The organism is Trichlorobacter lovleyi (genome assembly GCF_015239775.1).
GTDB lineage: Bacteria > Desulfobacterota > Desulfuromonadia > Geobacterales > Pseudopelobacteraceae > Trichlorobacter > Trichlorobacter lovleyi_B.
The window spans coordinates 3039876-3062007 of record NZ_CP058409.1 but is presented as its reverse complement, the minus strand read 5'-3'; the positions used below and the strand labels follow the sequence as shown (position 1 = coordinate 3062007).

Here is a 22132-nt window from a genome sequence, read left to right as displayed (position 1 = left end):
ATGGGGATTACCTGGAGAGAAGACCTTGCCATAGGGGTTGATCAGATTGACGACCAGCACAAGGAACTGCTGGCCCGCTTTGATCTGCTGCTGAGTTCCTGCAAGGAGGGCAAGGGGCGTGAAGAGGTGCTGCATCTGCTGACGTTTCTGGATGACTATGTGATCAGTCACTTCAGTGATGAAGAAAAACTGCAGAAACAGAGCGGTTTTCCTGAGTACGAGTCGCACCATGCCGAACATGTCTCGTTCATTGCCCGTCTTGCCGAGCTGAAGGAACGGATGCGTTCCGAAGGCGGTGTGCAGATTGACCATGTGCTGGATACCAACAAGCTGTTGCTGGATTGGCTGCTGCGGCATATTTCGGTCAGAGACCGGGCACTGGGACGGCACCTGAAAAGCCAGGGCACCGCCTAGTTGTTGGCCTGCCGGTAGAGGCAGACAGCGCCCCGCCAGCCTATGCTGTCAGGGCGCTGTCCGTTTTTGGGCGGGATAAAGACGAAATCAGTTGCAGTCTTCTCGCCAGAGGCACTGATCCTGGCCGCAGACTGCCGACTTGCCGGTGGCATAACACGGGTCGTTGCCCTCTGTCTGCTGTATCTGCTGTATCAGGTCCGCCTTACGCAGTTTGCCCGCCTTGATCCCGAGTCCTGCTGCAATCTTCTTGACATCATCCAGCTTCATGGCTGCCCCCTTTTCTGCATGATCTTGAGGACAGTATACACAGTTTAGGTGTCTGGTCAAATCCAAGGCAAAAGAGCCCTGGCATTGACTGGTGAAACACAAACACCCCGCCGGAAAACCGGCGGGGTGTTTGTGTCTTGCATGCAGCCTGGTTAGTTTTTGATACCGATGGTCAGGCCGCGCTCGGCTGCCCGGCTGAAGGTATGACACATGGAACAGTCGATCTTCTCGCTGGTGACGTGCTTGCTGTGCAGCGAGGTGAAGCTCGGCAGGCTCTCATTGCCGTGGCACTGGACGCAGACCACGGACTGGGCAGCCTTCAGGGCATAGCCCATCGACTTCAGGTTCATCTGGGTTGCCGGTACGCTGGTGGTGCCGTGGCAGGCAGCACACTGCAGGGCGTTGGCCTTGGGTGCCACGGTGTGGTTCAGCATCTGGTACTCGTCGGCCTTGACCATGCTGTAGGCATCACCAGGGTTGAGACCCATGTTGGTCAGGCCGGACTGGATGGCACCGGCCACATCGGCGGTCTTGAAGTAGACCGAGGTGTTCAGGGCGATCAGCTTGCCGCTGGCAGTGTGCATCGGCTGGGTCGAGGTCTTGTACTTGAACGGATACAGCTTGGTGTTGGCGGTGTTGATGCCGCCGTTGGGACGGCTGATCTTGTAGTTGCCGGTGGCCGGATCGATCACGGCCACATCATGCAGGTCATAGACCCAGGAGCTGCCGTCATAGAAGGCGTAGACCGGCTTCAGGTTGTTGGCACGGACAACGGTCGGCTCCCAGCGGTTGTTGGCCACTGACCATTCGGGGGTTACCCAGGTGCGGTCGGTTTCAGTGGACTGATCACCAAAGCCGGTCACGGTGTCCAGTACGGCATCGGCCGCCTTTCTGCCGTAGGAGGGGATATGGCAGGTCTGGCAGGCCACACGCTTCAGGTGGGTGTTGATGGCGGTGGTGGCATGACCGGCATTCAGGGCAGCCTTGTTGCTGTGGCAGCTGCTGGTTGCACAGCCGACGGTTACGGTGCTGTCGGTTGGGCGCAGGTCTGAGCCGCGACCGGCCACATGGTGGTTGGTGTAGGTGTGGCACTGCTGACAGGTCAGGTTGGCGCCGGTGGAGGCCATATGGACATCGTAGTTGCGGTCGGTGGTGGTGCCGTTGATTACTGCCAGGTCGCCACGCTTGAGGGCATCGCCGCCGCCGCCCTTGGCATGGCACTGCAGACAGTTTGATTTAACCGGCTTGTGCAGGGTCTGCACGGCCTGATCCATGGAGATGGTCATCTTGGCGGTGTCCGGCTCAAACAGGCCGGTGGTGGCGTTACGTACCCGCTTGTAGGCAACCTGGTGGCAGATCAGACAGTCGATGTTCTGGGTGGCATCGGCAACGGTACCCGGCTTGGCACCGGCACCGATATGGCATGAACCGCAGCCGTTCCAGTTGCCCAGGGTGTTGATGCAGTAGGCGTTGACGGCGGTGTTCAGTTTACCGCCGGTTACCCCCGGCTTGTTGCTGATGGCAGCGTAGGGGGTCTCCCACTTGTAGTGGACCGAACCGGCCAGATCGGTGGCCTGTTTGGTGTGGCACTGCAGGCACATGGTGGTGCCGGTGTAGGTCAGACCGGCGTGGTTGTTGACCGGAGGCGGAGGCGGAGTGGTTGTACAACTGGAAGCTACGACAGGCTGGTTGAAGTAGATCTTGGTTTCAACGTTGTTGTAAATGAAGTCGAGACGGGTTTCATAGGTGCCGTATACTGCTGATGAAGACAGGGTATAGTTGTAGGTATAAGTGCCGCTGCCGGCATTGGTCATGCTGACCGTAGCCAGGGTGTTGCCGTTTGCCTTGTCACGCAGGCGGAGTTCACGTTTGCTGGGAGAGGTGATTGCGCTGCCGTCACTTTTTTTGTAGACAGCGGTGAACTTTACCTGTTGACCACGGGTGTAACAGGGCTTGTCAGTGGTCAGTGTCAGGGTGTCTGCGGAGGCAATTGCTGTTACTGCCAAACTACCGGCAACGGCAATCAGGGTAAACAGTCTCTTCATCTTCTCTTCTCCTTTGCGTGGTTACCTCAGGGTGTGTGTTGCGCTACTGCTCAAACAGTTGCTCAAACTCTTTCCAACGGGTTCTTCCGGGGTTTTCTGGTAGTACTCCTTTCGGTTCGCCCCACAGTCCGGACAGTTCGTAGCGAAAGCTGAGTGGTGGTGCTGCAAAGAATTTGGATGGAAATGAATGTTAGTGGTTAATGAATTATTGTACTGCTGTTTATCGACCTTTTTGAGGGCGTGTCAACTTATAATTATTTAATAATTTAGTTATTTCAATTAGTTAAACGATTGATTAAATGTGTCAAGGCGTGATGGCGGCAGGTTTTGCGGGGAGTGTAGCCGGGGTAGTAATACTTTTCGTTTCATTAAAAAAAGAGGGGGTGATTGGCAGTCACCCCCTTGTCTCATTGCTCCGGAAACTGCTTTTTTAGACGGTTATGCCCGCCAGTTTAAACAGTGCTTCCTTGTACTTTTCGCCGGTCTTGGTCACGATTTCCTCCGGTAGCGGCGGTGCCGGTGCGGTCTTGCCCCAATCCAGGGTTTCCAGGTAATCCCGCAGGAACTGCTTGTCAAAGCTGGGCTGAGGACCGCCCGGCTGGTACTGATCCTTGGGCCAGAAACGGCTGGAGTCGGGGGTCAGGCATTCGTCGATGATGATCAGCTTGCCTTCATAGACGCCAAATTCAAACTTGGTGTCGGCAATGATGATTCCCTTCTGGTCGGCAATCTCCCGGGCACGGCAGTAGATCCTGATGGTCGCCTCGCGGGCCTGCTCGGCCAACTCCTTGCCGCATACCTTGACCATCTCGTCAAAGCTGATGTTCTCATCATGGGTTCCCAGTTCGGCCTTGGTGGAGGGGGTGAAGATCGGCTCAGCCAGGCGGTCGGATTCCTTCAGGCCTTCAGGCAGTTTGATGCCGCAGATGGAACCGGTGGCCTTGTAATCCTTCCAGCCGGAACCGGAGACATAGCCCCGTACGATACACTCGGCTGCCAGCGGCTCAGCCTTCTTGACCAGCATGGAACGTCCGGCCAGCACCTCGGCGTACGGCTGGCAGGCAGCCGGGTAGTCAGCCACATCGGTGGAGATGATGTGGTTCGGGATGATATCCTCCATCTGGCTGAACCAGAATTTTGAAATCTGGGTCAGTACCTTGCCCTTGTCCGGGATCGGCTCGTTCATGATCACGTCAAAGGCCGAGATCCGGTCCGATGTGACCATCAGCAGGGCATCACCCAGGTCGTAAATATCCCGTACCTTGCCGCGGTTGACCAGTTTCAGGCCGGGGAAATCGGTTTGTTTAACAGGCTGGGACATGTCAGCTCTCCTTTGTTTTCAACGTTACTGATTAGCGGCGGTAAGTGCCGGATTGTACACGATCTTGGCCTTGCTGCGCAGCTCCTTCAGCCAGGCACGCAGCGCCTCTTCCTGTTTTGCCGGCAGAAGCTGCCGTTTGACTTCATCCTTGCGGGGAGCAAAGTCCGCCTGGGGAGCAGCGCTACGCTGCTTCAGCCGTACCGCATACCAGCGATTGCCCACCAGCATCGGTTCAGACGGTGTTGCGCCGGCTGTTGTCAATTCAAAGACCTTCTCCATCAACGGTTTTGAGTTGCCGATGCCGGGCAGATCACCTTTGGAATTGTAGCCGAAGGCCGGGGTCGCCTGCAGCTTCAGCCCGGCGCCGTTGCCTGCCAGCTGTTTCTGCGCCTCAACCGCCTTCTGCTTTGCCAGCTCCGCTGCCTTCAGGGCGCGCAGTTGCTGTTCGACCGTGGTGCGGACCTGGGCCAGGGGGGGCAGTTCGGCAGCCTTCTTCTCCTTGACCTTGAAGATGTAAATCCCTTTTGCTGTCTCCACCGGGCCGCCCAGCTCGCCTTGCTTCAACTCAAAGGCCTTTTTCAGCAGGGCAGTCTCACCGGCCAGAGCGGCCGGAGCTGCGTTTGCACTGAAAAGCGGGGTGTCCTGGGTTTTTGCGCCCAGCTTGGCTGCCACCAAGCCAAGGTCGCCGGACTTGATGTTCTGGAACAGGGTGTCGGCAGCCTTTTCATAGAGGGCCTTGGCTGCTTTCTGGCGCTGTGCATCGGCCTTGACCCGCTCTTTTACCTGCTCATAGGGGATCGGGGCATTATCCTTGTCAACATAGCGGTCCATGTTTTTGCGGTAGAAACTTTCCTGCTCTTCAGCGGTTACCGGTTGCACGTGGGTCTGGCTGGAGTTTTCCAGTACGAACCAGGACAGGGCCACCTTCTCGGGGCTCTTGAATTTTTCAGCGTTCTTGGTCAGGTAGTCCTGCAGGTCAGCGTCGCTCAGCTTTACTTCTGCACTGACATCGGCAGCGCTGAATGAGGCGTAGCTCAGCTCCAGTTTGTCCTGCAGCTTGTGGAACTGCTTCAGGGCCTCGTCATCGCTGATCACAACCTTGTCCATCACGGCCTTGCGGGTCTTTTCAATCAGCAGTTCACGTTTTTTTGATTCTTCAAAGGCATCCGGGGTAATCCGGTTCGCCTTCAGCATCTGTTGGTAGAGCCCGAAATCAAAGGTACCGTTCTGCTGGAAGGCCGACATGCCGGCGATGGCAGCAGAGATCTCTTCCTTGCTGACCGACACCCCCTGGCTCTTGGCGGCCTTCATGATCAGGGTGCTGTCAATCAGGCGGTCGATGGCCTGCTGGCGTAGATTGAGCTGTTTTTCCAGCTCCGGGGTGAAGTTGGCGCCAAAGATCTGGCGATAGGTGTCAGCCATGTTCTGGTAGGCGTTCTGGTAGGCCTCAATCGAGATGGTGGTGCGGTCAACCTTGGCGGCATAGCCGGAGCTCCTGCCCATCCCTTCGTCACCTTTGCCCCAGACCAGGAAAATGGTGCCGATGAATGACAGCACAATGATCACGAAAACGGCCTTGATAACGACCGATTCCTTCTTTTTACGTATGACGTCAAGCATGGTGCGGGGCTCCTTGTCTGTATCGATAAATGGTTGTCAAAAGAGGTTGCATACTACACTAGCGCTTCAGATAAAATCAAGCTGTGATTCCCGAGGCCGGCGGTTTACAGTTAGCTGTAACTGTGCTAGGGTACGCGACTATTTGCACGGTTTGAACGTCATGCCGGGGGTGTTATGGAGTTAAGTTTTTCCCATACGAACGAAGAGGTTGACCGGCTGCTTGACCGGTTGATCAGCGCAGCAGGCGGGGTAGTACACCCGCATCTGGTGCGGGAGCTGATTATTTCCTCGCTCAAAATCGGTCAAGAGACCAGTTACATGCCGGACCTGAAGCTGATCAACCGCACCCTGCGGGAGATGCGCTACACCACCCGGGTTTTTGGTCCCTACCGTGAGCGCAAAAAGGTCACCATCTTTGGTTCCGCCCGTACCCGGCCAGACGAGCCGATCTACCAGACCTGTATCCGCTTCAGCCGTCTGCTGGCGGAACAGGGCTGGATGGCCATTACCGGCGGCGGGCCCGGTATCATGCAGGCTGGCAACGAAGGGGCCGGCAGCGAGAACTCCTTTGCCGTCAACATCAAGCTGCCGTTTGAGCAGAGTGCCAACCCGGTCATGCACAACAATCCCCGGTTGGTCACCTACAAGTATTTCTTCAATCGTAAGGTGGCCTTCGTGAAAGAGGCCGATGCGGTGGCGGTCTTTCCGGGCGGCTTCGGCACCCTGGATGAGGCGATGGAGGTCTTTACCCTGGTGCAGACCGGCAAGACCTCGCCCAAGCCGCTGGTGCTGGTGGATGATGAGGATGGGTTCTGGGAACAATTTTTCGAATTTGTCAAGGAACAGCTGCTGGCCAAGGGGCTGATCTCCGGCGAGGATTTTTCGATCTTCACCATTACCAAGGATGAGAAAGAGGCTGCCGCGGTCATTGAGACATTTTACAAAAACTATCACTCCATCCGCTTCTATGACGACCGGATCATTGTGCGCCTCACCAGGGAGCTGCTGCCTGAACAGCTTGACATGCTGGAACAGGAGTTCCCCGAGCTGATCCTGCCGGGCGGGCGGATTGTCAGTTGTGAGCCGCTGCTGGTTGAGGATGATGAGCCGGAACTGGCGCTGCTGCCCCGGATCAGCTTCCCCTTCAATCACTTTCATTACGGTCTGTTGATCGCCTTTATCAACCGTATAAACACGTTTTGACATTTGTCGGGGGCTATGTTAAAAAATTCCACTTTTTCTATATATTACCGTTTTTAGAGCATAAGATTTTATACAGTGCGTGTACGCATAGGGGAGGCAGTCATGTTCAAGGGAAGCATTGTAGCTATCGTAACCCCATTCAATAACGGTGCGGTTGACGAGAAGACGCTGCGTGAATTGGTTGATTTTCAGATCGAGAACGGTACCGACGCCATTGTTGCCTGCGGGACAACCGGCGAATCGTCCACTCTGGATAACGAAGAACACCTGAACGTCATCAAGATCGTATTTGAGCAGGCCAACGGGCGCGTGCCGGTCATTGCCGGTACCGGTTCCAACTCAACTGCCGAGGCGATCCATCTGACCCGCGAGGCCAAAGAGATCGGCGTGGCCGGGGTGCTGCTGGTGACTCCGTACTATAACAAGCCGACCCAGGAAGGGTTGTATCGCCACTATACCGCCATTGCCGATGCCGTTGAGATCCCTCAGATCCTGTACAACGTACCGGGCCGCACCGGTGTCAACCTGCTGCCGGAAACCGTGGCACGCCTGGCCGGACATAAAAACATCGTTGCCATCAAAGAGGCCACCGGCTCTCTGCAGCAGGCCTCCGAAGTCATGGCCCTCTGCGGCAACCAGATCGACGTATTCTCCGGTGATGACTTCATCACCTTCCCGATGATGGCCTGCGGTGCCAAAGGGGTGATCTCGGTCACTGCCAACATCATGCCCAAGGCGATTGGTGACCTGACCGACGCCTTCTATGCCGGCGACCTGGAAAAGGCCCGTCAACTGCATCTGGATACGCTCAAGATCAGCAACGCCATGTTTATCGAGAGCAACCCGGTACCGGTCAAGACCGCTCTGGCGCTGATGGGCAAGTGCTCCGACGAGGTTCGCCTGCCGCTGGCCCCGATGTCGGAAGCTAATAAGAATAAACTTGCCGCAATTATGAAAGAGTACAAACTGATCTAGCGGAACAGTTTCCTGAATTTATTTCTTAGAGGTTTGCCATGATCAAGATAGCCGTCTGCGGCGCCGCCGGCCGCATGGGTCAACGTATCATTGTCGCTGCTGTTGAGGCAGGTTGCACCATTTCCGGTGCCCTGGAGCGTCCCGCTCATCCCCAGCTGGGCCAGGATGCCGGTCTGATCGCCGGGGTGGGTAACCTGGGCGTGGCCATCAGTGATGATCTGAACGCCGTGGTGGAAGGTTGTGACGTGCTGATCGACTTCACCACCCCCAAGGTCTCGCTCAAGAACCTGGAGGTCTGCGGCCTGAAGAAAAAGTCGATCGTGATCGGCTCCACCGGCTTCACCCCAGAGGAGCGGGCCCTGGCCGCGGAACTGGCCAAGGATATCCCGGCCGTGCTGGCTCCCAACATGTCTGTTGGGGTCAATGTCTGCTTCAAGGTGCTGAAGGATGTGGCCAAGACCCTGGGCGATGACTTTGATGTGGAGATCGTGGAGCTGCACCACAACAAGAAAAAGGACTCCCCTTCCGGCACTGCCGTGCGGATGGGCGAGGTGGTGGCCGAGGCCTTGGGCCGCGACTACAACCAGGTGGCCAACTACCACCGTGAAGGTATCTGCGGCGAGCGCACCAAGGAAGAGATCGGCATGCAGACCGTGCGGGGCGGCGACATCGTGGGTGAGCATACCGTCTACTTCATCGGCATGGGTGAGCGGATCGAGATCTCCCACCGCGCCATGACCCGCGACATGTTCTCCCGCGGCAGCGTCCGTGCAGCCAAGTGGATTGTGGGCAAGGCGCCGGGGCTGTATGACATGCAAGATGTGTTAGGGCTGAAGTAGGAGCAGGTAATGGAAAAGGTCGTTCGGATCATCAACATGAAGGATGACAAGGGTGACCGGGAGTACTGGCTCGGTAAAAGCGAGATAGAGCGCCTGATTGCGGGTGAGCGCCTGATTCGTGGTTTCTATGGGATAGCAGATGATATTGAGCCAAGACTTCAAAGAGTTGTTACGGTTACTCAACGACAACCACGTTGAGTATCTGGTCGTCGGTGGCTATGCCACCATCCTGTATGGCTATGTCCGGGCAACCGGTGATATTGATTTGTGGGTACGTGCGACACCAGAAAATGCATTGGCACTTTTGAAGTCGCTGAAAGAGTTTGGTTTTGGTGAACTGCAGCTTTCAGAGGCAGATTTTTCCCGCGAGGGATCCATTATTCAGCTTGGTTATCCGCCCTATCGGGTTGATATTCTCACCTCAATAGATGGTGTTTCATTCAGCGACTGTTTCCAGCGCAAACATCTTGTTGCATATGAAAATTTTACGATCCCTTTCATTGACCTTGAGGATCTCAAGATCAACAAAAGGGCTACCGGGCGCCTCAAAGATTTGGCTGATGTTGAACAGCTTGAACAATAATTATTGATATCTGGAGGTTTTTCAGTAATGGCGAAAATCAATGACAATTACTTAAAGTTGAAGGCTGGCTACCTGTTCCCCGAGATCGGCCGTCGCGTGCGTGAGTTCACCGCTGCCAACCCGGATGCCAAGGTGATCCGCCTCGGTATCGGCGATGTGACCCGTCCTCTGGCCCCGGCTGTGCTGAAGGCGTTCCATGACGCGGTGGATGATCTGGCCACCACTGCCAACTTTGCCGGCTACGGTCCTGAGCAGGGCTATGACTGGCTGATCAACGCCATCATCGAGAAATCCTACAAGCCGCTGGGGGTTGAGCTCAAGACCGAGGAGATGTTCATCTCCGACGGTTCCAAGTGCGACTGCGCCAACATCCTGGATATCTTTGCCCTGGACAACGTGGTGGCCATCGGCGACCCGGTCTACCCGGTCTACAACGATACCAACGTCATGATCGGCCGCACCGGCGAGGCAGATGAGAAGGGCTACTACCAGAACATCGTCTACCTGCCCTGCAACGAGGCCAACAACTTCATCCCCTCGCTGCCCACCCAGAAGGTGGACATCATCTATCTCTGCTTCCCCAACAACCCCACCGGCACCGTGGCCAGCAAGGCCGAGCTGAAGAAGTGGGTTGATTACGCCCTGGCCAACGACGCCATCATCTTCTTTGATGCCGCCTATGAGGCCTTTATCACCAACCCGGAGATCCCCCATTCCATCTATGAGATCGAAGGGGCCAAAAAGTGCGCCATCGAGTTCCGCTCCTTCTCCAAGACCGCCGGCTTCACCGGCGTGCGCTGCGGCCTCGTTGTTGTGCCGGAAGAGGTCATGGGCACCACCGCCAGCGGTGAAAAGTACAGCTTCAACAAGCTCTGGCTGCGCCGCACCACCACCAAGTTCAACGGCGCCTCCTATCCGGTACAGAAGGCTGCTGCTGCGGTTTACAGTGATGAAGGCTGGAAGCAGACCAAAGAGATCATTGACTACTACATGGAAAATGCCCGCATCATCCGTGAAGGGTTGAAAGAGGTTGGTGTCACCTGCTACGGCGGGGTGGATGCCCCCTACATCTGGCTCAAGACCCCCGGTGGTATGAGCAGTTGGGATTTCTTTGACAAGCTGCTGAAAGAGTGCAACGTGGTCGGTACCCCCGGCAGCGGTTTTGGCCCATCAGGGGAAGGGTTCTTCCGACTCTCAGCCTTCGGTCACAGAGAAAATGTGATTGAAGCGGTGGAGCGGATAAAGAAGAATTTGAAGTAGGATGAATGAGAAAGGGCGCCCAACGTGGCGCCTTTTTGTTTATTTCTTGCCCGCTAAATGGATGGCACCAGAAATTGTCTGCCTTGACACATCAGGAGTTGGTATGAAAACAGGGCGAAACTTAAAATTGCTTATTTGTGGCAAGAGTTCCAGTCTCGGGGACCTTTCGCAAATTTTTTTATACCTTGGCTCCACTATCCATTTTTTCGGCGACAAATCCTCGCTCTATATTACTGAGAAACTTAAAGCAAATATTACGGAATATGGCCCTTTTATAGGAAGAAGGCTTTTGGAGAGCGCTTGCACTGTACTTCTAGGTAGGATAGATCCTTTTAGATTATTGATTATAAAAAAGTATCAATCACAGCCAAATTTCGACATTGGTACCAGAGGTAAACTCTCAATTCAATGGGCCGGTGATATAATCCCAGCAAAACCTCCAGCAGATCTTTGGTCGCAAAACATAGATTCAAAAGACGTAAGCCGTGCATTACTTAGCGCTTATACACATGAGCTCTATTGGCAGTATGCTTTCATCGCTATGCTGGATGATCTTTCAGCCGAAACATCTCAGTGGCTAAATGAGCTTAGTCAGATCCCGCCTGAAGGGATAACTGCATATTTTAGGAGAGAAGCAGATAGGTTGTTTTCTGCCTTATCCAAAGGAATTCATACAGAGTTTGTAGTTCCAAGCACCATCAGTTATGATGCTGCTACGGTTATCGATCTTCTAGAATCCACATTGTGCCTTATTACTAAAATGTCGATTATTGCAAACTATATCCCTGTATCAATGGTTAATTTGTCGAAAAAGGAAATCGTAAGAAGTCTCAATGGGATCGAAAGTGAGGTGCTTATATGAATGAACCACACGAGGAACAGGGCCAACTCATTCTCGCCTCAGAAGAATGTCCGGACGAACTATTCGAGCGATTCCATAAGTTTTCATCCTATGATGAGCAAATTATCAGAAAATTAATTGCTCATGGTCCTATTTTGCTGCGCGGTGGACGAGGCAGTGGCAAAAGTGCATTATTACTAGAAGCACATAAAAGGCTTAACACCGGTGAAAGTAACGTGTTTAGCGTTTATCTCAGTCTACGATATTTACCGCTGCTAAGAAGTAAAGGCGAGCAGTATGAGAATATTTTTTGTCAATTATTGATCAACAAAATTAATCAAAAACTTTCAGTACTTGGCCTCAAGTCCATTGAATTGGTCTCAAGTCCATCTGTTGGCACTGTACAGCAAGAGCTAGTTTATTTAAGTTCTCGATTGTCAAAACGAATAGTCTTGTTTTTTGATGATGCAGCGCATCTTGGGCGTGAAACTGCACTTACTGAGTTTTTTGATATTTTTAGAACTATTTCTAGCAGTACTGTTTCATGTAAAGCAGCTATTTATCCAGGTGTAACAAAATTTGGAATTCGCTTTGATGTATTTAATGATGCAACAGTTATCGATATTACAAGAGACGAGCGCCTTGAATATTTTGCAAAATTTTTCACTGATGTTATCAAGGCGAGAGCTGCTAATTTACTGACTAAAACTTCACGGGCTTTTCCAGAAGTAGACCTGCCGTATTTCCTAGGACGTTCTGTTGTCGGCAATATGCGTGCTTTTGTATTTGCTTGCAATAAATTGCATGATGTTGAAAGGATAGGATTTCCTGAATTGACTGAAATGTTGCTATCTCTTTCGGCTGACTATTACTGGCCACTCCTAGAAGAATTAACTCCTAAGCTTGGTATATATGAGGTAATGATTGAGCCGAGTCGATTAATCGCTGAAAAACTGTTTAGTTTCGCCGGTCAATCAAAAACAACATCTGTTATTATCCACAGAGACATTTTACAAAGATATGCCAAACCAATGGAAATTCTTGAATATGCCGGTTTTATATCGAGACGAGAAGCCTCAAGATCAATGAAGTCTGGAGGACGAGGTTCACGGTTCTCACTAAATCTGTGCAACCTTCTTGAGAGTTACCCAGGAAGAAGGGTTACTGCAGAAATATTTGAGAGTTGGGTCAGAGACAAAGTAGATCCCGCTGAGATACATGCATCTAGCAGCGCCTTAGATGTCACAATGCCTGACTTGCCTGAAGATCATGATTTAACTATCTTGTCGTATGACATTAATCAGTTAAAAGTTTCGAAAGCGTATCCATATGGCCTAACCGATAGAAGAATTGCGGTGCTTAGAGAAAACGATATTAATACCGTTGGCGAGCTAACAGATGCATCGGATGAAAAATTACTCTCACTTGAGACAATTGGGGAGAAATACCTTCAACGGATAAGAAATGTCGTAGGGCAGGCAGTGTGGATGTAGTCGACGTTGACGTAAGGCTTTAGAAACCTTTGGGGTCAGGCTTGACTTTCTGCTATTCGCTGCTACATCTCTTGCATCGCACGCAAACCTCGCCTCCATTATCCCGGCGCTGTTTACGATCAAGAAGAATCTGAAGTAGATTGGACAAAAGGGGCGCTGATTGCAGCGCACCTTTTTTTATGGTACTAGGTGAACATGGGCAAACAGGAAGTTATTAACATAATCAGGGATACCAAGCCTGAATTGGTCGCCCGCTACGGTGTGGAACGGCTGGGGCTATTCGGTTCCTACGTGCGTGGACAACAGCGCAAGCGCAGCGATATCGATATCCTGGTGTCCTTTAACCGTGAGATTGATTTATTTGACTTTATCGATCTGCGTGAACACCTGGAGGCCCGGCTACAGCACAAGGTTGACCTGGTGATGGAGTCGGCCCTCAAGCCTGCCATTGGAAAGCGGATTCTGGCCGAGGTTGAGTATGTCTAAGGGGCGGGAGCTTGGCGATTATCTCGCTGATATCCTGACAGCCATCACCGAGGTTGAGCAGTTTATTGCCGACATGACCTTTGATCAGGTTGAAGAGGACCGCAAGACCATCAATGCGGTCATCAGAAGCCTGGAAGTTTTAGGCGAAGCCACTAAGCATATCCCCACGTCATTTCGTAACAAGCATCCCGACATACCGTGGAGTAAGATGGCTGGCATGCGTGATGTGCTGATCCATGACTACATGGGGGTGGACCTGCTGACAGTCTGGAAGGTGGCAAAAGAAAGGTTACCAGAGATAAAGCCATTGGTTGGAGATCTGGTTGCCGAGAAGCGAATTAAGTAAACTGTCTCCGGAATTTGACCCTTAACTCAAAAGGTGGCCAATCGGCCGCCTTTTTTGTGCTTGAGTGCGTCTGGCTTCTTTTCCGTTTGCCTCTGGAAAACAATGAAGAACCGGGTCAACACTGAGGCCTGTCAGCGGGCTGTGAAGGGAATGCTGTTTGGTGCTGCGGGCCGTCTGTAACTTGCCTGTCAACACCGGAGCAGGTATCATGATGCCTCTGTTCAACAACGATCTTATCAGGACGGATACTGCCCATGACACCTGACATCAACGCCAAACGCCTGCTGAACAGCTTTCTGGAACTGTGCAGCATTGATGCTGAGCCAACCCGCGAACGGGCCATGGCAGACCACCTGACCGCGCTGTTGATTGGGCTGGGCTTTAGCGTGACCGAGGATGATGCCGGTTGCAGGCTTGGGGGGACTGCCGGCAACCTGTACGCCACCCTGGCAGGCAGCGGGTCTGGCGAGACCTTGCTGTTTTCCTGCCACATGGACCGGGTGGTGCCCGGTTGCGGGGTAAAACCGCAGCTGGCGGGCGAGTATATTGTCAGTGACGGCAGTACGGTGCTGGGAGCCGATGATGTGGCTGGTCTGGCAGCGGTGCTGGAAGGGATTGTGGCGGTGCGGGAGCAGGGACTGCCCCATCCGCCCTTGGAGCTGTTGTTCAGCGTGGCGGAGGAGCTGTCGCTGCTGGGGATTGAGCAGTTCGATATGAGCCGGCTTGTCTCACGCTGCGGGTTTGTGCTGGATGCCGGCGGGCCGGTGGGGGAGATCGTGGTTATGGCGCCGGAGCAGGTGCGCTTGTCCGCCGTGATCCGCGGCCGGGCAGCCCATGCCGGTATTGCCCCACAGGAGGGGGTCTCGGCCATTCAGATCGCTGCTACAGCCATTGCAGGGATGAGGCTGCTGCGGATTGATGCTGAGACCACTGCCAACATCGGCAGCATCCGGGCTGATGGGCCGACCAATATCGTGCCTGACCGTTGCGAGATCAACGCTGAGGTGCGCTCCACTGATCCGGCCCGTTTGGCTGTTCAGGTGGCAGCCATGCAGCAGGCCCTGGAAGAGGCGGCCCGTGCCGCGGGCGGGCAGGTGGAGATCTCCCTGCGCTCCAACTACCGTTCGTACCGGCTTGATCCGGCCAGTGCCCCGGTGCGCCGCGCCGGTGCAGCAGCCAGTCGTCTTGGTCTGACGGTACGCCACCGTTCCACCGGCGGCGGCTCGGACGCCAATTTCCTGAATGAACGGGGCATCCCGACCGCAGTGCTCTGCTGCGGTTTTGAAAAGGTGCATACCTGCCAGGAGCGGATAGCGGTAGCGGAGCTGACGCGGCTGGCGCAGTGGGTGGCAGCCATCCTGACCGGCGGGGACGAAGCATCGCTATCCTCCCGCTGATGCTATTCCCGTTGCATTGCAAGGCGTACGCTCGGTTGGATCGCCTCCGGCTCCTCGCCATGGAGCCGTCAGTAGCTGTTCTGAATGAAGAGTTGTGCCGCTGAGTGCGGCCTGGTGCGATAGTTGTTGGGGGGGATTGCTGCCGGTTTATGGCGGGGGAAACTGCCGGGGGCTGCTCTGCCGTCTTTGTCTGTCTGGATCAGAGGTCAATGACCTGCTGCAGCGGTTCTCCGAAATAGAAGCCTTGATAGGCATCGATCCTTAATCCCTCAAGGCAGCGGTAAATGGCTTCATCCGCTACAAACTCGGCCACTGTCTGTATCCCGAGTTTGGATGCAAAATCGATGATGGTTTCCGTAATGATATGTGCTGAACGGTTGTCGGTTATCTGACTGATGATGGAACCGTCGATCTTGATAAAATCAACATTGAGCTGGGTGACATAGAAGAAATTCGAGTAACCTGAACCAAAATCATCCAGCGCGATTTTGGCGCCATGATGTTTCACTTCGGTGATGAACTCGTTGACCGCAGTATAGTTGCTGATCCCTTCCGATTCGGTGATCTCAAAGATAATCCGCTCGGCAAAACCGCACTCACGGACTTTCTGTATCACATAGCTGTTGATGGATTCGTTCAGGATATCTTCAATGGAGAGATTGATCGAGACACTTACCTTCAGCGGGGCAAAAACAGCGAGTGCCTTGTCGATCATGGCATTCGTAATGTGGTGATACAACTTGACTTTCTTTGCTATTCGCAGGAACTCGCTCGGGCTGACAAACGTATCTCCCTCCTGGATGCGGACCAGTGCCTCGTATTTGGTGATGCGAAGTGTCCGGGAGTCGACGATGGGCTGGAAAAAGGGAACGACCCGATCCTCCTCAATGGCGCGTTTCAGCCGTTTGATCCAACCCAGGTTCTGCTCGTATTCTTCCTTGATCTGCATTGAGGGGGTGTAGAAAAGGTACGGTTTGCGTTCTTTTTTGGCAAGTTTTTGCGCCATGTCCGCAAACGACAGCAGCTCCCGCGAGCTGTTGTCGGTTTCATCGATCATGGCCACGCCGATCGTCACATCCAGGCTGATATCTTCGTCTGAGCGGGCAAACAGGGAGCGGTGCTTGATGGTCTCGCCGATGCTGACAACAATCGCTTCCACCTGCTCTTGTGTCAGGTTTTGCTGGATGACAATGGCAAACTCGTCGGAGGGGAGCTTGTAGACCTTGCCCATGTTCAGCCGGGAGGTCTGGGCGACCAGTTCGTTGCCCATCTGCGTCAAGATGGTATCACCGGCATCCTGGCCAAAATAGGAGTTGATCTCCTTGAAACCATCAATGTTAAGCAGAATCAGGGTGTTGCCATTCAGCCCCTTGGTCAGGTCAACCAGCAGTTTCATCCGGTTCGGCAGTCTTGTCAGGCTGTCCGTGTAGAGTTGCTCGGAGAGTTCCTTGGTGCGCTCATCCACCACGGTTTCAAGATTGTTGATATAGGATTGCAGCTGTTCCTTGGATTCACTCAGCTGCTGATTAAGGAAATGAAGCCTGGTCATATCACGGATAAAGACGACAATGCTGGCCAGGCTGCCATCTTCGTTCTGGATTGCCTGAACATTCTTGGAAATGTGAACCATTGAACCGTCTTTGCGCCGGAAGATGGTCTCCTGATCAATGCAGCAGCCTGTTTCACTTACAGACTCCATGCAGCTTGCCAGAATGGAGAGATCACCCAGGTAGTCAGTGATGGAGGTGCCGAGCACTTCGCTGGCATCATAATCCAGCAGGCGGCAAAACGCCGGGTTGACATACCGGATCTTTAGCTCGGTATCGATCATGAAGATGCCGTCTGGAGCGTGTTCCAGGATCTGCTGTCCCTGAAACATGTTGTCGTTACTGCTTTTGACGTTCATAGATAATCCCCGATTGGAAACAGCGGTGAAGGCCGCCCTGACATCGGCAGCCGGGTTCGCCCCGGCAAAATTTTGCGTATAAATTTAATGACAACAATATACGTTGTTAATCAACTGGTCAACCATTGACACTGGTGCCTGCCTGGCAGCGGAGGGTGCCCGCTGCCGGTTGTCCGCTGCAGTTGCGCTTGAATAATTGGCCAGGGTCATATATGGTGTGCCCGTTATGATCAAGTCAGGCAACGGAGCCCGGCATACCTATTCAGGTGTGCCGGGCTTTTTGTTGTACAACAACGACAGGAGGTATGAGTCATGGCATGGACAGCAACAAAACCGATTAAGGCGGGAAAGTACTGGTACGACCCGAATGGGCATCATCAGGCCGGGCGCCAGAAACACGAATTGCGGATAGTCGCCATTCGTCCCGATGCGAACGGAAACCTTGTGGCATTGCTGCATGGCGAAGCCGGGAGCGCACCGATCGAGACGTTGAACGGCGACTGGTGCGGGCCGCTGGATCCGCCAATGTAATCGCGCAGCCCCTGTTGTCTTCCGGCAGGGCATGCTGCCGGGACAACCTGCCTGACGTAGCTACAATCACCAGACAAGACAGCAGTCAGCCCTGCAACGATGCCCGGCCTACCTCTGAAACGGTAGCCGGGCATCTGTCTGTTGCCGGTTGAACTGCCGATTTTTAGCTTAGGGAGGTGGCATGGCAACAGTTGTTTTCTGGGAAAAACCGGGCTGCCAGGGCAATGCGAAACAGAAGGAGATTCTGTGCAGCTCAGGACACACGCTGGAGGTACGCGACCTGCTGACAGAGCCGTGGGACGCGGCCAGGCTGGCACTCTTTTTCGGCGAGCGACCGGTGGCAGAGTGGTTCAATCCGGCCCATCCCCGGATCAAGTCGGGTGAGCTGACCCCTGTCGACTTTGATCGCGGTGAGGCCCTGCAGCTGATGGTGGCAGAGCCGTTGTTCATTGTGCGGCCGCTGATGCAGGTGGGGGAGGAGCGGCTGGCCGGGTTTGATCTGGCGCAGGTGCATAACTGGATCGGTCTCAAGCTGGAAAGCGTGGGGGAGCGCGATCCCCGCAACTGCCCCTGCGTCACCCGCGGCAGTGCACCGCAGCAGTCATGATCCCCGAACCGAGACGGATTGCCATCCACCAGGCGGGGCATGCCGTGGTGCAGACGATTGTCGGACGCGGGCGGTATGCCGTGGCCCGTGTCTCGATCAATGCCGAACCGGGTGAGTCATGGCGGGGGCTGCCTGCCCAGGGTGTGGCGCTCCTTGACCGGGAGGCGCTGCTCGGGCTGTATGAATTCGGTCTGGTGACCCTGGCCGGTATTGCTGCTGAGGATCGCTATCTGGCCGGGATACCTGCTGACGGCGAACCGCTGGTGGCCCTGAGCGACCTGGCTGCATGGCAGGAACAGGCGGCTGAGCTGCTGCAGAGTGAGGCCCGGGTAAACCTTGTCAGCTGCAACGTCATGGACCGGCTGCAGGAGTGGATGGATGATGCTGCCATCTGGCAGGTGGTGGAGACCCTGGCTGACGCGCTGCTGGCAGAGGGTGCCGTGCAGGGGGAGGCACTCCGGAAACTGCTTGCCCCGCTGACACCCCTGGGCAGGGCGGGGCACTGAACAAACCGGCAGGAAACGTACAAGGCCAGGGGAGAATCCTCCCCTGACCTTGGTTTGTCTGCGTTGCAAGGACGCCGGCTACAGTTCTACATCCAGCTCATTCTGAGTCAGCTGCTCCCGCACCTGCTTTTTCCGGATCTGCACCAGCTCACCGCCCCTGGTCTTCATGACCGCCCCCGGTTTGCGGTGGGAGTTGTAGTTTTCCGGCGACATGCTTTCGGAATAGGCACCGGTTCCGCCGATCACCACGTAGTCGCCGATCTCCGGTTCTGCAATCAGCACCGGCACAATGTTGCCGTCGTTATCCAGGCGGACCGAGTCGCCGCTTTCACAGCAGCGCCCCACGATACCGAAGGATTTCAGCCCTTGTGCAGGGGCCTGGTCATACTCGCTGGAGAGCAGGGTGCCGTCCTGGCGCACGATGGTAATCGGATGCTCGGAGCCGTACAAAAGCGGGCGGGTCAGCAGTTCCATGCCGCCGTCCACGATCAGGAAGTTCAGTTCGTTGGTCAGCTTCTTGTCGATGATACGGGTGATGATATGGCCGGAGTTCGCCACCACAAAGGTGCCCGGCTCAATCTCCATCTGCAGTTCCCGGCCGGTTTCCGCCTTGAACTCTTCAATCCGCTGCTTGGCGTAGGCCCCCAATGAGGCGATGTCAGCCTGCTTCTCTCCCGGCATCCGGGCTACCTTGAGACCGCCGCCAAAGCTGACGGTGGTGGCATCCGGGAAGTAGCTCTTTACAAAGCCCAGTTCACGGTCGATGTTCTGGCGCCATTTTTCCGGGTCGCCGCCGGAACCGATATGCACATGTACCTGGGTGAAGCTCAGCCCCAGTTCATCGGCCCTGGCCTTGACCTTGGGGACATCATTCAGGTGCACGCCAAAGCAGGAATACTCGCTGCCGGTATCGCGGGTGGCGCTTTCGCCGCCGCCGGCAGCACCGGGATGGACCCGCATGGACAGATCGATCCGGTTGGCCCTGGCAAAGTCGGCAATCAGGTTGAACTGCAGCATGGAACAGACATTGTACTTGAGCCCGGCCTTGATCATCGCCTCCAGTTCAGTCCGTTCTTCACCGCCAGGGACCTCCTGGGTGGTCAGCATCATCCGGCTGAAGGGGATCCCGGCAGCATGGGCGCGGGCCGCTTCATCCAGCGATGAACAATCCAGATCCAGCCCCTTGTTGGTAACCACCCGCAGCACGGTGCGGTCGGAGTTGGCCTTCATGGCATAGCGTACATGCAGGCCAAAGGCATTGGGCATGTTCAGCAGCTGTTCACAGCTGTTTTCAATGTACTCCTGATCGTGCAGGTAAACCGGGGTGCCCCATTGCCGGGCTATTATCGGGATCAGTGTTGCGTCCAGTTTTGTCGGGCCAAACTGTGTGATTGACATGCTTTCAACCTCGTAAAAGTGATAGGGCGTGGCAGTTGCCGCACCTTTTAGGGCAGCTTACAGATATGAGTTTACCTATGTAACATTTTAGTGCGCTGTGGTGCAATAGCTCTCTGGCAGCCAGTATGACTCATGGCGTTATGAAGAAGGGGCAACTGCCCGCATGGGGCTTGTGTTCTTAATAAGACTGGTTTGGTCTTTTTTGTTTTGACAAGCTTTTGCCAGGGGACTACAGTGAAATTAAACAAAGGACAAGAGGAGGGCAAACTCATGAAAACGCTCAAAATGATGCTATCCGGAATGCTTACCATGGCCATTGCTGTCCTGATGTTTTCCAGCGTGGCAGCTGCCGCTGGTGTCGGCGTCAAGGAGAAGGATGGTATTGGAAAATACCTGACTGATGAGAAAGGGATGACCTTGTATCTCTTCAAGAAGGATACTGCCGGTACGAGCGCCTGTGCAGGCCCCTGCGTTGAGAAGTGGCCCCTGTTCAGCGCTGAAAGTGTGACGGTCCCCGCAGGGGTGCAGGCCGGGGATTTTGGAACCATTGTGCGGGCTGACGGCAAAAAACAGACCACCTACAAAGGGTTGCCGTTGTACTACTTCTTCAAGGATCTGAAGCCGGGAGATACGGCCGGGCAGGGTGTTAACAATGTCTGGTACGTTGTGGCTCCCTAGCAGGCTGTTGAAAAACTACTACGGAGCCCGTCTACGGCGTTGCGCGGTGCTCGCTCCTTCTCCTAACTATACGTTATGTCTCAGTCGCTGTGCGCCGTGCGCCTTGTAGCCGTGCTTCCTCATAACGTTTTTCAACAGCCTGCTAGCAGCAGACATAATGATCAGCAGTAGCAAAGGGCGGCCGGTTGGCCGCCCTTTGGCGTTACAGGATCGCCTTGATCGCCTCGAAATCGATCACCTGCTCAGCCTGGCTGGTTACCAGCGAGATCTTTTCCGTGTCTTCGTGGCTGATCTTTGAAATATGGTCGGTCAGGGCGCTGTAGACCTCTGCCGTGGTCTTTTCGATCCGGATGTACGGAATGCCGCTGTCGTCGATGATCCGCTGGGTAATGGCAGACACCGGGGCGTGGCCGGGGATGACAATGCCGGCAATCTTGCTCTGAAAGGCCGGGATGTTATAGAGCGATGAGAGGGTAACCAGCAGTTCATCCCGTGAGCTGGTGGTGAGCAGCAGGGTTGAATCCTTGAGGTTGTCGATCACCTTCTGCGATGAGGCGGCCCCCAGATGGATGTGGTGAATGATTCTCTGACGCTTGCCCTGGTCTCCCTGCAGCGGCCTGTCCAGCAGCTTGGAAAGGTTCTGCAGGGTCGGGTCGGCCAGCACCGCTGAATAGTCAAACGCCCCGCTGACCTTGATCCCCTTGGGGGCAAAATACTTTTCCAGATAGGCCAGTGATGACTGGCGTTTGTCAGGAAGCATCTTGTTGACCAGCAGCAGTTTGACGTTGACCCCTTCCTGTTGATACAGCGCCAGGTTCATGCGGACCGAGTCAATCACATTGCCGATGCCGCCACCGGCCACCATCACCACCGGCGCCCCCAGCATGCGGGCCATATCGGCATTGTTCAGGCCGATCACCGAGCCGACGCCGCTGTGTCCGGCACCTTCGATCAGGATCAGGTCACACTGCGACTCAAGTTCATGACAGGCGTTCTGAATCCGTTCTGCGGCCCATTCCCGGGTCTGTTCCCCATCCAGAAACCGGCGGGTGGCCCCTTTGCCCAGTACCAGCGGCGACATCAGGGCGATCCGTTCCTCCTGGCCAAAGACACGGGCCATTAGCGCCGCATCCTTGTCGACAATGGTGCCGTTAAAGTCCTGGCATTTGGGACCGAGCGGCTTGATGTAGCCGACCCGTGCATACTGCTTGAGCGCCAGATGCATCAGCGACAGACTGATGGTCGTTTTTCCGCAGTGTTGTCCGGTTGCGGCAATAAAAAGCTTTTTACACATGTACGTCCTCGAAACGTGGGTGCGGTATCGGTAGCGGCACTATAAAGTCTCAGGAGGACGTCGACAATTGTGTATACCTGTCTACCTGTATACCATAGCGGACGAACCGTATTTGCCGGTTC

General features: G+C 54.7%; 23 protein-coding genes. 16 read left to right on the top strand and 7 right to left on the bottom strand.

Annotated features, from left to right (window positions below; translation table 11 throughout):
* Complete coding sequence (locus FY034_RS14165) at positions 1–414, top strand: bacteriohemerythrin (protein ID WP_012471081.1); 414 nt, start codon at positions 1–3, stop codon at positions 412–414.
* 87 nt (positions 415–501) lie between these two features.
* On the opposite strand, the gene FY034_RS14160 is transcribed toward FY034_RS14165, so the two are convergent.
* From FY034_RS14160 to FY034_RS14145, 4 genes are all read right to left on the bottom strand, one after another.
* A complete protein-coding gene (locus FY034_RS14160) occupies positions 502–681 on the bottom strand; it encodes a hypothetical protein (RefSeq protein ID WP_012471080.1) in 180 nt (59 codons plus the stop codon).
* Positions 682–833: 152 nt separating this feature from the next.
* On the bottom strand, positions 834–2726 hold the full coding sequence (locus FY034_RS14155; protein WP_265551666.1) for an MG2 domain-containing protein: 1893 nt from the start codon (positions 2724–2726) through the stop codon (positions 834–836).
* 430 nt (positions 2727–3156) lie between these two features.
* A complete protein-coding gene (locus FY034_RS14150) occupies positions 3157–4047 on the bottom strand; it encodes a phosphoribosylaminoimidazolesuccinocarboxamide synthase (protein ID WP_012471078.1) in 891 nt (296 codons plus the stop codon).
* 24 nt (positions 4048–4071) lie between these two features.
* Positions 4072–5667: a peptidylprolyl isomerase gene (locus FY034_RS14145; protein WP_265551662.1), complete on the bottom strand. Its 1596-nt coding sequence runs from the start codon at positions 5665–5667 to the stop codon at positions 4072–4074.
* 174 nt (positions 5668–5841) lie between these two features.
* Here FY034_RS14145 and FY034_RS14140 point away from each other — a divergent pair, with 174 nt between their 5' ends.
* From FY034_RS14140 to FY034_RS14090, 11 genes are all read left to right on the top strand, one after another.
* The gene (locus FY034_RS14140; protein ID WP_265551660.1) at positions 5842–6870 is read left to right on the top strand and encodes a TIGR00730 family Rossman fold protein; all 1029 of its coding nucleotides are present in this window, start codon (positions 5842–5844) and stop codon (positions 6868–6870) included.
* A 102-nt stretch (positions 6871–6972) separates the two neighbouring features.
* Positions 6973–7845, top strand: coding sequence for a 4-hydroxy-tetrahydrodipicolinate synthase (gene dapA / locus FY034_RS14135; protein WP_265551657.1), 873 nt, complete (start codon positions 6973–6975; stop codon positions 7843–7845).
* 38 nt (positions 7846–7883) lie between these two features.
* On the top strand, positions 7884–8684 hold the full coding sequence (gene dapB, locus FY034_RS14130; RefSeq protein WP_265551655.1) for a 4-hydroxy-tetrahydrodipicolinate reductase: 801 nt from the start codon (positions 7884–7886) through the stop codon (positions 8682–8684).
* 9 nt (positions 8685–8693) lie between these two features.
* Entirely contained in the window at positions 8694–8882 is a 189-nt protein-coding gene (locus FY034_RS14125) for a hypothetical protein (protein WP_265551653.1), read from the top strand.
* Complete coding sequence (locus tag FY034_RS14120) at positions 8824–9267, top strand: DUF6036 family nucleotidyltransferase (RefSeq protein ID WP_265551652.1); 444 nt, start codon at positions 8824–8826, stop codon at positions 9265–9267. The genes FY034_RS14125 and FY034_RS14120 overlap by 59 nt, the downstream gene beginning before the upstream one ends.
* Positions 9268–9294: 27 nt before the next feature.
* A complete protein-coding gene (locus FY034_RS14115; RefSeq protein WP_265551650.1) occupies positions 9295–10527 on the top strand; it encodes an LL-diaminopimelate aminotransferase in 1233 nt (410 codons plus the stop codon).
* A gap of 103 nt (positions 10528–10630) precedes the next feature.
* Positions 10631–11389, top strand: a complete 759-nt coding sequence (locus FY034_RS14110) for a hypothetical protein (protein ID WP_265551649.1) — start codon at positions 10631–10633, stop codon at positions 11387–11389.
* On the top strand, positions 11386–12861 hold the full coding sequence (locus FY034_RS14105) for a DNA-directed RNA polymerase subunit alpha C-terminal domain-containing protein (RefSeq protein WP_265551647.1): 1476 nt from the start codon (positions 11386–11388) through the stop codon (positions 12859–12861). Before FY034_RS14110 ends, FY034_RS14105 begins: the two co-directional genes overlap by 4 nt.
* A 195-nt stretch (positions 12862–13056) precedes the next feature.
* Positions 13057–13347, top strand: coding sequence for a nucleotidyltransferase family protein (locus FY034_RS14100; protein WP_265551645.1), 291 nt, complete (start codon positions 13057–13059; stop codon positions 13345–13347).
* Positions 13340–13693, top strand: coding sequence for a DUF86 domain-containing protein (locus FY034_RS14095; protein ID WP_265551643.1), 354 nt, complete (start codon positions 13340–13342; stop codon positions 13691–13693). Before FY034_RS14100 ends, FY034_RS14095 begins: the two co-directional genes overlap by 8 nt.
* Positions 13694–13947: 254 nt before the next feature.
* Positions 13948–15090 carry a M20/M25/M40 family metallo-hydrolase gene (locus tag FY034_RS14090; protein ID WP_265551641.1) on the top strand — a complete coding sequence of 381 codons (1143 nt, stop codon included), beginning with the start codon at positions 13948–13950 and terminating at the stop codon, positions 15088–15090.
* A gap of 199 nt (positions 15091–15289) precedes the next feature.
* On the opposite strand, the gene FY034_RS14085 is transcribed toward FY034_RS14090, so the two are convergent.
* Positions 15290–16996, bottom strand: a complete 1707-nt coding sequence (locus FY034_RS14085) for a GGDEF domain-containing phosphodiesterase (RefSeq protein WP_265551639.1) — start codon at positions 16994–16996, stop codon at positions 15290–15292.
* Positions 16997–17308: 312 nt separating this feature from the next.
* Here FY034_RS14085 and FY034_RS14080 point away from each other — a divergent pair, with 312 nt between their 5' ends.
* The 3 genes from FY034_RS14080 to FY034_RS14070 all read left to right on the top strand — a co-directional run bounded on the left by FY034_RS14080 (position 17309) and on the right by FY034_RS14070 (position 18640).
* On the top strand, positions 17309–17527 hold the full coding sequence (locus FY034_RS14080; RefSeq protein WP_265551638.1) for a hypothetical protein: 219 nt from the start codon (positions 17309–17311) through the stop codon (positions 17525–17527).
* Between the two features lie 181 nt (positions 17528–17708).
* Positions 17709–18134 (top strand): hypothetical protein, encoded by a 426-nt coding sequence (locus tag FY034_RS14075; RefSeq protein ID WP_265551636.1) that lies wholly within the window; start codon positions 17709–17711, stop codon positions 18132–18134.
* The gene (locus tag FY034_RS14070) at positions 18131–18640 is read left to right on the top strand and encodes a hypothetical protein (protein WP_265551634.1); all 510 of its coding nucleotides are present in this window, start codon (positions 18131–18133) and stop codon (positions 18638–18640) included. The genes FY034_RS14075 and FY034_RS14070 overlap by 4 nt, the downstream gene beginning before the upstream one ends.
* A gap of 78 nt (positions 18641–18718) precedes the next feature.
* Here FY034_RS14070 and FY034_RS14065 read toward each other — a convergent pair whose 3' ends face one another.
* Complete coding sequence (locus tag FY034_RS14065) at positions 18719–20038, bottom strand: diaminopimelate decarboxylase (RefSeq protein ID WP_265551632.1); 1320 nt, start codon at positions 20036–20038, stop codon at positions 18719–18721.
* Positions 20039–20308: 270 nt separating this feature from the next.
* Between FY034_RS14065 and FY034_RS14060 the strand changes: the two genes are divergently transcribed.
* Positions 20309–20716, top strand: coding sequence for a hypothetical protein (locus FY034_RS14060; protein WP_265551630.1), 408 nt, complete (start codon positions 20309–20311; stop codon positions 20714–20716).
* Between the two features lie 202 nt (positions 20717–20918).
* On the opposite strand, the gene FY034_RS14055 is transcribed toward FY034_RS14060, so the two are convergent.
* Positions 20919–22010 carry a phosphotransacetylase family protein gene (locus FY034_RS14055; RefSeq protein WP_265551629.1) on the bottom strand — a complete coding sequence of 364 codons (1092 nt, stop codon included), beginning with the start codon at positions 22008–22010 and terminating at the stop codon, positions 20919–20921.
* Positions 22011–22132 lie beyond the last annotated feature (122 nt).